The sequence below is a fragment of the Microcystis sp. M53603_WE2 genome (assembly GCF_030065435.1).
Genome location: NZ_JASJFF010000493.1, coordinates 1 through 10,422 on the forward strand (window position 1 = coordinate 1; position 10,422 = coordinate 10,422).

Here is a 10,422-nt window from a genome sequence, read left to right on the forward strand (position 1 = left end):
ACGATATCCTCAGCGATAACCGTGGCCAATTTTTCCACTAGGGCAAATTTGCCGGTTTCAATCTGGTGTTTGACAATTTTGATCGCCTGTAGATAATCTAGAGTATCTTCAATCGCTTCACTTTTGCCAGCAATGCTGATATCAACTTCTAGGGATAAATCCACCTCAAACCATTGACCTAAAACCTGTTCTTCGGCCAGATATCCTGTGTAACCGTAGGCCCGAATTCCTGTAACGTGAATAGTATCCATAGATAGTTAAATTAAAAAACTGGCGGCTTTTCCCACAAAGATGAAGTGTAACCTAATTTGGTATCGACGACCCACTCCCCAAAAGGAAAACTTCCTATCTTGTCACCATTAAGATAACTGCTAAGTAAGTGGTTCTAATTAAATAGAAGATAGATTTTGCCTTCGATACCCCCTTAATCCCCCCTTGATAAGGGGGGTGTCTGACAATTTTTAACACCTACCTACTTATAAGTTATCGTTTACACGGCTCTCACCTGTTCGGCGTAATCTTTGGGACGTAGTTGACGGAAACCTTGAAAAGCCAATTGTCTCAAGTTTAGAGGTAAATAGGAAAGCAGTAAACCCAGTCTGGCCCGTCGGGATTTTCCTGACAATTTCGAGGCTTTTTCTATTAAAACTCGCCCGGCTTCGGTTTCTCCCTTTTCAATTAATTTTATCCCCAAACATTCCTGTAAAAAAGCCGTCCTTTTCACTCTTTCTTCTTCTAATTTTACATCATTAAAGTGATAACCTTCTGTACAAAACAAGTTTGCTTGCAAAAAGTGAACCGCTTGTTTTAAGCTAGTTTGCCCCCCATGGAAACGATATTCCATTAATAATTCTGGCAGAAAATAAGCTTGTTTTCCCGCTAAAGCTAAACGCACTAATAAATCAAAATCTTCACAACCATCCGCCTGAGGGCGCATATAATCCACATCGGCTAAAGATTGATAACGAAAAAGAGTCGAACCCACCTGTAAACTTTTACAGGAAAAAGTTTGTCTTTCTAAATCAGGAATAATCCCTTGTTGTAATCTATCTTTGCCCCATTTCGCTGAATTTTTTTTTGTTGCTGATGCAACTCTTTGTCCAAATCTATCAATAATCCAGTGATCTGTACAGACAAAATCAACGTTTTTTTCTTGATCTAAAATAGGGACAGTTTTCGCTAAAAATTCAGGAGTTAGTCCATCGTCATCATCGAATTTAATAAAATATTCTCCCCGAGCAGCCGTAAAACCCGATCGCATATTTAAACTTCTACCAAGATTTTGGGGATGACGCAGATAAATTATTCTCGAATCCTGAAATGCTGCCACCACTTCTGGGGTATGATCAGAAGAACCATCATCACAAACAATTAACTCAAAATCTTCATAAGTCTGCCGCAAGACACTATTAATCGAATAGCTGAGATAATCGGCGCGGTTATAGGTGGGAATACAAACAGTTACTTTCGGCATAATATTTTCAGTAATCAGTAATCAGTAATCAGTAATCAGCTTCTGAAGGCAAGAGGCAACAGGCAAAAGGCACAAGACAGTATCTGGCAATTCTCCTACCTAAAAAGAAGGTTATAAACTAAGTACATCAAAGCTTTTAGCTTAACAAATTAGGTTTTAGATTGGTCGAGTGGAGAGTGTTATAGCAGTTATCTTCATGGTGAGATAGGAAGTTTTCCTTTTGGGGAGTCGGTCGTCAATACCAAATTAGGTTATACTTCATCTTTACGAGAAACGCTATAAGTAAAAAGCAATCTCGGAGTCTCGGAGTCTCCTGTCTCCTGTCTCCAGGTTAAAAAAGTATTTTTACATTTTTGCAAAGGAATGTTAAGTTTTAGGGTATTGAATGAGTAACCTTGATAGCCATGGCTCCTAAAATAGCAGGGATTATCTGTACCCACAACCGCGATCACTACCTAGAAGGAGCGATCGATAGTCTTTTAGGGCAAACCTGCCCAGATTGTGAGATTTTAGTGGTTGATAACGCATCTACCGATAAAACCCGTCAAGTGGCCCAGTCGCGTCTGGGAGATGGGCGGCTAAAATACGTTTACGAACCTATTTTAGGGCTATCTACCGCCAGAAATCGCGGGGCGAAGGAAACTAGAGCGCCGATTTTAGCCTATTTGGATGACGATGCGATCGCTAGTCCTCAATGGTTGCAAATTCTGTTAAATGCCTACGAAAATAACGACAAACTGGCAGTAGCGGGGGGAAAAGTCACCTTAATTTGGCCGCAAGGCTACAGTCAACCCAATTGGTTATCCGATGAGTTAGCAGCGGGTTTAGGGGCTTTCGATTTGGGCGACAATGTGGTATACATCAGCCAAGCGGATTTAACTCCGCGAGGGGTTAATTACTCAATCCGGCGAGATTTCTGGGAGAAGATTGGCGGTTTTGACCCTAATTTGGGAAGAATTGGTAAAAAACTTCTTTCTAACGAGGAATTATACACTACAGAACTAGCACTCGCCCAGGGATGGCAAGTAGGCTATTTTCCCGCAGCATTGGTGGAACACAATGTTGCCCCGGAAAGAATCAATCGTCAATGGTTTATGCGTCGTAGTTGGTGGCAAGGCATCAGCGAACACTACCGGGAAGAAGTGGCAGGAAGAACGGGATTGGCTCAATTTAGGCGAGGAGGTGAGCGTTTGGTGAGAGGATTGGTTAAATCTGTCAAATTTATCAATGATCCCGCTAAAAGGTTTGAGAATCTTCTCTATGCCTACGGACAAATCGGTTATTTAAGCGAGGCCGCCAAGGCGATGTTAACCCCTCAAAAGTAAATTATTGTAAATAAATGGGTAAAAAAGCGTTAATTTGTGGTATATCGGGCCAGGATGGAGCCTACCTAGCCGAATTACTGTTAAAAGCTGGCTATACAGTTTGTGGCACCTCCCGGGATGCCCAAATGTCCTCTTTTAGTAACCTGAAACGTTTGGGAATCAAGGAACAGGTAAAACTAGAATCGATGGCACTGAACGACTTTCGCAGTGTCCTACAAGTCTTAATTAAAATTCAGCCCGATGAGGTCTATAATTTGGCTGGACAAAGTTCTGTGGGTTTATCCTTCGAGCAGCCGGTGGAAACCTTAGAAAGTATTGCCACGGGAACCTTAAATCTCTTAGAAGCAATTCGATTTACCGGAGCAAAAATTAAATTATATAATGCAGGATCGAGTGAATGTTTCGGGGATATCGGCGATAATTCTGCCGACGAAAATACCCCTTTTCGTCCTCGCAGTCCCTACGCTGTGGCCAAATCGGCGGCTTTTTGGGAAGTGGCTAATTATCGAGAAGCCTACGGAATTTTTGCCTGTTCAGGCATACTTTTCAATCATGAATCTCCCCTGCGTCCCGAGCGCTTTGTTACCCAAAAAATTATCGCTGCCGTGGCTAGAATTACCCAGGGAAGTCCTGAAACTTTGCACCTAGGAAATATGGATATTCAAAGGGATTGGGGTTGGGCGCCGGAGTACGTTGAAGCGATGTATTTAATGCTGCAACAGGAGCAACCCGATGATTACGTCATTGCCACGGGAGAAAGTTCAAAACTGGAGGATTTTGTCGCCACAGCTTTTGCTACTGTGGGCTTAAATTGGCAAGATCATGTAATTTCCGATCGAAGTTTATTAAGACCAACAGATTTAGCCATTAGTCGCGGCAATCCCAACAAAGCTAAGGAAAAATTAGGTTGGCAAGCACGATACAAAATGACCGATATTGTCCGCATGATGGTAGAAAATCGTTTAGAGGAATAGCTATGAATATCTTAATGATTAGTTCCGCCTTCCCCTATCCACCAACCAGAGGGGGAACTCAGGGCAGAACTTTTAATTTACTCAAGTATCTCAGCAAAAATCATGATATTACTCTCATCGTTCAGCGTACTGCTGATGTCAGCGATGAGGAGGTAGAAAAGTTAGGTAACTTTGTTAGTGAATTGGTAGTTTTTCCCCGTCCTCGAGATGCCAAAACTGGAATAATTGCTAAACTGCAAAGATTAGCTCAATTCCTGCAAACGGGAACCCCTCCCAATGTACTTTTTGGCTATTCTCAAGAGATGCAGAACTGGATAGATAGGGCAGTTAATAGTCAAAAATTCTCAGTAATTACCAGTGAACATAGTGTTAATGAAATTTATATTCGTCCCCAATGGCAACAGCAAATTAGGACAGTAATTGATGTGCATAGTTCCCTCTATCAAACCTGCAAAAGTCAATTAGAAATTGGGGTTTCTAGTCAAGAATTACGGGATCGTCTCTACCTTCCTCTCATGGGTCGCTACGAACAAAAAACTGTGCAGAAATTCTCAAAAATTGTCGTCACTACCGATGATGATCAAAAACAAATGGAAGAATTTGCCCCCAATGGAGAGATTTATTTAATTCCTAATGCAGTCGATTTAGATTTATTTCCCTATCGTCCCGAGGAGCCTGCTGGACATAATTTAGTTTTTATCGGTGGGTTAGATTATTGGGTTAATATCGATGCGGCCTGTTTTTTAGCTAGGGAAATTTTACCTCGTATTCAAATTACTTATCCCGAGACTACTTTAACTCTAGTCGGTGCTAATCCATCCCTAGAAGTGCAAGAATTAACTAAGTTAAAAGGAGTAATTGTGACGGGACGAGTACCATCAATGACTACCTATCTTCATCAGGCAACTGTGGCAGTTATTCCCCTAAGAACAGGTTTTGGAATGAAGTTTAAAACCCTAGAATCTATGGCTGCGGGGGTGCCAGTGGTAGCCAGCGATCGAGGTTTAGAAGGATTAACAGTTGAAGGAAATAATGTTCCTTTAGCAGCCTTAAGGGCTAATAGTATTGAGGAATATTGTACGGCGGTTAGTAGTCTTTTTGAATCGGCAGAGTTGCGAGAAAAATTATCTAGAAATGCTCGCAAATTAATCGAAGATAATTATACTTGGCAGCAAGCGGCAGCTAAGTACGAACAAGTTTTGATTGCTGACATTTGTTAGAAAATTTCTCTAATTTTTTTGTAAATTAATATGCTATCAAATCAAATACCCGTGAAAATATCTGTTGTTGTTCCTCTTTATAACGAAGAAGAAAACATCGATGCTCTCTTTAGGCGACTTTTAGCGGTTTTAGAGGCACTAAATACCAGTTATGAGATCGTTTGCGTCAATGATGGTAGTCGTGACAATACTCTCAAAAATCTCCTGGAATATCATCAACGTTACCCACAAATTAAAGTGGTTAATTTATCCCGGAATTTTGGTAAAGATATTGCCATGTCAGCAGGAATTGATTACAGTCAAGGAATGGCAGTCATTCCTATTGATGCTGATTTACAAGATCCCCCCGAATTAATTGCCGAAATGATCGAAAAATGGCAGCAGGGTTATGATGTGGTTTATGCGTCCCGTCGGGTTAGAATTGGCGAAAGTTGGTTGAAACGTTTCACCGCAGAAGGTTTCTATCAAGTCATTAATAAATTAAGTCGGGTTCCTATTCCCCCTAATACGGGAGATTTTCGCTTGATTGATCGCCGAGTGGTAGAATCAATTAAAAAGATGCCCGAACGTCAAAGATTTATGAAAGGAATATTTGCTTGGGTGGGATATAAACAGACATCAATTTTATTCGATCGAGAACCCCGGTATCAAGGACAAACTAAATGGAATTACTGGAAATTATGGAATTTTGCCATCGATGGTATTACCTCTTTTAGTTTTTTACCTCTGAAAGTCTGGACCTATGTAGGATTTATCATTGCACTTGTTAGTCTTGTTTATGCTAGTTTTTTAATTCTTAGGACTATCATTTTAGGAATCGATGTACCCGGGTACGCTTCTCTGATGGTTGCTATCTTATTTTTAGGAGGAATTCAATTACTGACTCTTGGTATTATTGGCGAATATATTGGCAGGGTTTATGAGGAAGTAAAGGGCCGACCACTTTATCTGGTTCGAGATTGTTATGGTTTTGAAAATCGGGAACAAGTTACTGATAAAATAACTCAAAATTAAAATACTGACAAGAGGAGAATGAAGTCTATGAATACCGAAGTTTTTCAGCAATTTTTTGCCTATTGTGTCGGTAGTTGGCAAACGGAAAGAACCTATCATTATCTAGCCGATCAAGAAGTGGAACGTTCCCGTACTGAATTCCTCATTCAACCCCTGACTAGGGAGATTAAACAGAAAGTTCTGACAGATAATAACTATCCTGATATTGCGGATTTAGAAAGTATCCCCGGGTTTAATTTAGGTTTCTATACCATCTCGGAAAAAGGGGAAGAAGTGCGACAAAATCTTAATCTTTTATTTGTGGTTAAAGCAGAAAATAACGGTTATTTAGAAGGGGATTATCTTCGTGATCGCGCCTACGAAGAAGCAAGACCAATTATCTCCGCTTTTCGCTTTGATTCCACTACCAGAGAGTTATTAATGACCACCAATTATACTCGCAGTGTTTCCGTGGATTCAATTACTTTAATCAATCCAGACCTGCGAATTCGCAAAATTATTAACTATCAACGTCCCAAGGAGGGGGAACCCTTGGAAAAAGTTCTCTTGGTCGGTTTTGGAGTTGAGTGTAAAGTCAGTTAAAAAAATATTTCTTTCCCCCCCCTTGATTCTCCAGTCAGGGGGAGATTTTATAATAGGGTAACGATAGGATTAAGGAGCAAAAATAATGCTCAAAATCGGTCAACTTTCCCTAGAAAGTGGTGTTTCAATTAAAACGATTCGTTATTACGAGGAATTAGGACTAATTCAGTCCCCTGAGAGGACAGAGGGACAATTTCGCCTATTTACTCCCGATACTGTCCATCGCTTGCTATTTGTCAAGAGATTGCAATCTTTGGGTTTAAGTCTGCAAGAGATCCGCGAATGTTTAGTAATTCATGACCATGGTGAGTTACCCTGTGGAGATATTCAAGAAAAATTAATTAAACATATTGCTGAGATCGATCAACAAGTGGAACAATTGCTTTTATTGCGTCAACAATTAACCGAAACCCTGCAAGGATGGACGGATACACCAGTAAAAGACGATCAATTTATTTGCCCTAATCTCAAGGTTTAACTATCATGAAAAAGTTAATTTTATTGGTAACTGTAGCAATGATTTCTACTCCTGTCATTGCTCAACATTTACATCTTGATTCACCTCAAACTCAGACTTTACAAGCAATTCCTGATAATATACCAGCTTGGATGTATAACAAGCAACGTAATCATATTTATCCCCAAAGAGGGGTTTATAACAATGCCATTTATAATGTCAGAGATTTAGCTTTAGACTTGAATGCGATCGCTGTTGGTCATGCCTTTGCCTACGAAGATATCGTAACAGGAAAAGCGAAAGATTTAGAAACTAAGACATACCAAAAAATTAATTGGGTTTTAAAAAATCCGCCTAAATTTATGCCCGATGAGGGTAATATTTCCCCAACTTTTGGCAGAAAATACGGTGTTTTAGAACAGGTTTTCGAGTGGGCGCATATTTTCCATGCTCAAACCGTTGATGTTTTAGCCAGCAGCAAATTAACCAACAAGGAAAAAGAGGCGGAAATTGAAAAATTATATCAATTTTACTTGACAAAAGTTCCCTATGCGATTACGGGATTACCCATGAATATGGGTTATCTGGATTCCCAGCCTTATTCTAAAGCCTTTCGCCAGAAATATCCGAAAGTTAATGGCTTATTTTGGGGCTACCATTGGTTACAAGGAACAATGTATGACTTGCTCTATGAGAAGACGCTAGAAGAACAAAAACAAGCTTATAAACAGGTAGGAAAACAATACCATAGTCAGGAATTGTATCGCACCGATCGAGCTTTTATGCCGATGTTTGCCGAACTTAGTCCCAAGTTTGCCCGACGTTTTCCCGCAATATCTAACACCTTCGATAACCTCCATATGTTGCACGATATGGTTAATGATATTCTGGCATCAGATTGGCTAACTCCCCAACAAAAAGACGAACAAATTACCCGCGCTATTTGGTTAGTAATGGCTGCTAATCATCAAGGAATGGCAGCGGGAAAAAATTATGGTGGTGAAGGACTACATGATCATCGTTTTGAGTCAGGAATTCCGGGTATGGGATTAATGCCAACAGATATTTCTCACGAAGGTCATAATCACGATAATCATGATAATTCTGAGAAAAAACCTGATGATTCTCAAGTAGATGAGGGAGGAGATCACCAACACCATAACCACGAAAATTACTCTCCAGAAAACCCTCCTAATACGGAGAAAAAACCTGACGACAGCAATGATCAAGAGGAACTGAAAAAATGAGAAGATTTTTATTAATTGCTGTGGGTTTAGTTGCCAGTTTTACTAATCCAGTTTTTGCCAACGATCATAACAATCTTGATTCCGGTCGTCCCCTTTCTTTTGATGATGCTGAAAGTCTTGGTTTTGGGGAACAATCGATAGAATTTGGAGGAAGTCTAGTCTTTCCTGAAAATAGTAATCTTGGGGGTGAGTTTGATCTTGAATACCTCAACGGTATTATTCGCAATGGTCATATTATTATCGGCATCGATCCGCAGGTGGGAGGTCGAGTTAATAGTGATGATACGGATTTTGATGTGGGAAATTTATCTGTAGGTTTTTTCTATAATTTCAATCGTGAATACGATAATGTTCCCGCTTTTGCCATTCGTACCGATTTAGGATTACCGACGGGAAATAATGCTAGGGGATTAGATTTTCGTCTGCGGGGAATTGCCAGTAAAACTGTTGGTCAATTCCATCGCGTGCATCTTAATCTCGATTTAAACATAAACACTGACCCCGATGACGGCGATCAATCTTTTTTACCGGCAGCAATTCTCGGTTACTCGCGACCAATTGGTTATCCGAAACGTTTTGATCGCACTTTTTTAGCAGAATTGGGCGTAATTACCAGCGATAATAGTAATGGTGGGGTTTTAATTCGCACTGGTATGGGAATTGGTCAGCAAATTAATCGCCAAGGTGTGATCGATTGGGGTATCGAGGGATATATTGCCACTAATGGCAATGATCAAAGTCAATTAAAGTTAAAAATCGGTTATTCTTTCGGATTTTAGGATTTTTCCCTAGCCTGCTATTAAAAGCTAAAATAGATGAAGTATAACTTAAATTTTGGTTTGACTGGGAGTATGAGGGGGTTTGGAAGTCCACATCTTCTCATCCCTGAAAACAACAGGGATATCTGATCAGTTGTCCGCAGGTAGCGACTCCCTATTCTCAGCTTCGTACCTCATCATTAAGATAACTGCTAGAGAAAAAAGGCTGTAAATCTGTTGTCATTCCCTTTTAAGTCGCAAAAAAGCTCTTTAACCGTTGTCGCAGCCAAGAGACGGGATTTTTCAGGTCTTCCGAGTCTAAAAGCCCCATTTCTCGCAATTTCTGCTGACATTCGCGCAATTCCTCTTGACGTTGGGTGAGTGCCTGAGTGAATTCCTCCGCTAGAGCCGGATAAGTAGTGATAAGATGCTGAAACCCCTGACGATCGAGCAAAAATAACAAGGTTTCCCCCACTGCTTGCATAGTGGTGGGATAGGGAACCTCTAATATTAACGGTAATTCCCCAAAATATTGACCTTTATTAAAAGTAAAAATTTTACGACTGATTTTATCGTTTTCATAAAAAGCATCCATTTGTCCCTGCAAAACAATACAGAAATAATTAGTTCTTTCTCCCTGTCTAATTAAAATATCCCCGTCCTGGAGATGTTTACGACAACCCATTTCAATTAATACACGCAATTGCAGATCGTTAAAATGTTTAAAGTAACTCACCTCCAATAACATTTCTTTTAACGATAGCGGTTTTGAAGGTTTAACTATCTCCTGATCCTGTTCCTTAACTGCCTCAAAACTGTCGGTATTATGCAACCATAACTCTCGCTGGGGAAAAGGAATCGTTATGCCCCGATGACGCAGATTATGCTCGATAATGAAGTGTAGGGAACTTCTCATAAAAACGGCCCGTTCGACTTTTTCCACCCATACCCACAACTCAAAATTTAAAGCACTATCACCAAAACCGTTAAAAATCACCTTGGGAAGCGGATTAAAGGCAATTTCTACCGACATATAGGCTGATTGCAGCAGAATTTCCGTCACTATCAAAGGATCTGTACCGTAGGCAACTCCCACTGGCACAATGACTCGAATGCGCGAGTCGGGATAATGCCAATTCTGGACGCGATTGCTAGTTAAGATTGTGTTAGGAACGATTAACTCTGCACCATCCACAGTGCGAATGGTGGTGGAACGAATCGATATTTCCTGGATATAACCCTTTGTTTGCTCAAATTCGATAAAATCGCCCACTTTTAACTTGCGTTCCACCAACAAAGTTAAACCACTGGTGAGATTTTTGGTTAACTCCTGCAAACCGAAACCGATACCCACCCCCAAACCACCGGCTA

The 10,422-nt window shown here is 40.4% G+C and carries 11 protein-coding genes; 8 read left to right on the forward strand and 3 right to left on the reverse strand.

Translation table 11 applies throughout. From position 1 onward, the window contains the following. Positions 1-251: dihydroneopterin aldolase (locus PX481_RS10250; RefSeq protein WP_288094538.1), on the reverse strand; the 251-nt coding region annotated here is incomplete at its 3' end. A 239-nt stretch (positions 252-490) separates the two neighbouring features. Beyond that, positions 491-1,474 (reverse strand): glycosyltransferase family 2 protein, encoded by a 984-nt coding sequence (locus PX481_RS10255; protein WP_002759797.1) that lies wholly within the window; start codon positions 1,472-1,474, stop codon positions 491-493. Positions 1,475-1,878: 404 nt separating this feature from the next. On the opposite strand from PX481_RS10255, the gene PX481_RS10260 reads away from it, so the two are divergent. The 8 genes from PX481_RS10260 (at position 1,879) to PX481_RS10295 (ending at position 9,072) form a co-directional block, all read left to right on the forward strand. Then, positions 1,879-2,799, forward strand: a complete 921-nt coding sequence (locus PX481_RS10260; protein WP_043999111.1) for a glycosyltransferase family 2 protein — start codon at positions 1,879-1,881, stop codon at positions 2,797-2,799. Between the two features lie 14 nt (positions 2,800-2,813). Then, positions 2,814-3,773 carry a GDP-mannose 4,6-dehydratase gene (locus PX481_RS10265; protein WP_288094539.1) on the forward strand — a complete coding sequence of 320 codons (960 nt, stop codon included), beginning with the start codon at positions 2,814-2,816 and terminating at the stop codon, positions 3,771-3,773. Between the two features lie 2 nt (positions 3,774-3,775). Then, a complete protein-coding gene (locus PX481_RS10270; RefSeq protein WP_002759807.1) occupies positions 3,776-4,993 on the forward strand; it encodes a glycosyltransferase family 4 protein in 1,218 nt (405 codons plus the stop codon). Positions 4,994-5,023: 30 nt separating this feature from the next. Then, positions 5,024-6,007, forward strand: a complete 984-nt coding sequence (locus tag PX481_RS10275) for a glycosyltransferase family 2 protein (RefSeq protein ID WP_002759808.1) — start codon at positions 5,024-5,026, stop codon at positions 6,005-6,007. A 27-nt stretch (positions 6,008-6,034) separates the two neighbouring features. Next, a complete protein-coding gene (locus PX481_RS10280) occupies positions 6,035-6,589 on the forward strand; it encodes a phycobiliprotein lyase (protein ID WP_002759809.1) in 555 nt (184 codons plus the stop codon). Between the two features lie 85 nt (positions 6,590-6,674). Beyond that, a complete protein-coding gene (locus PX481_RS10285; protein ID WP_052275484.1) occupies positions 6,675-7,067 on the forward strand; it encodes a MerR family transcriptional regulator in 393 nt (130 codons plus the stop codon). A gap of 5 nt (positions 7,068-7,072) precedes the next feature. Then, entirely contained in the window at positions 7,073-8,293 is a 1,221-nt protein-coding gene (locus PX481_RS10290) for a hypothetical protein (protein ID WP_190719413.1), read from the forward strand. After that, complete coding sequence (locus tag PX481_RS10295) at positions 8,290-9,072, forward strand: transporter (protein WP_288094540.1); 783 nt, start codon at positions 8,290-8,292, stop codon at positions 9,070-9,072. The genes PX481_RS10290 and PX481_RS10295 overlap by 4 nt, the downstream gene beginning before the upstream one ends. 229 nt (positions 9,073-9,301) lie before the next feature. Here PX481_RS10295 and PX481_RS10300 read toward each other — a convergent pair. Beyond that, positions 9,302-10,422, reverse strand: a 1,121-nt coding sequence (locus PX481_RS10300) for a mechanosensitive ion channel domain-containing protein (protein ID WP_288094541.1), incomplete at its 5' end; no start/stop codon positions are given.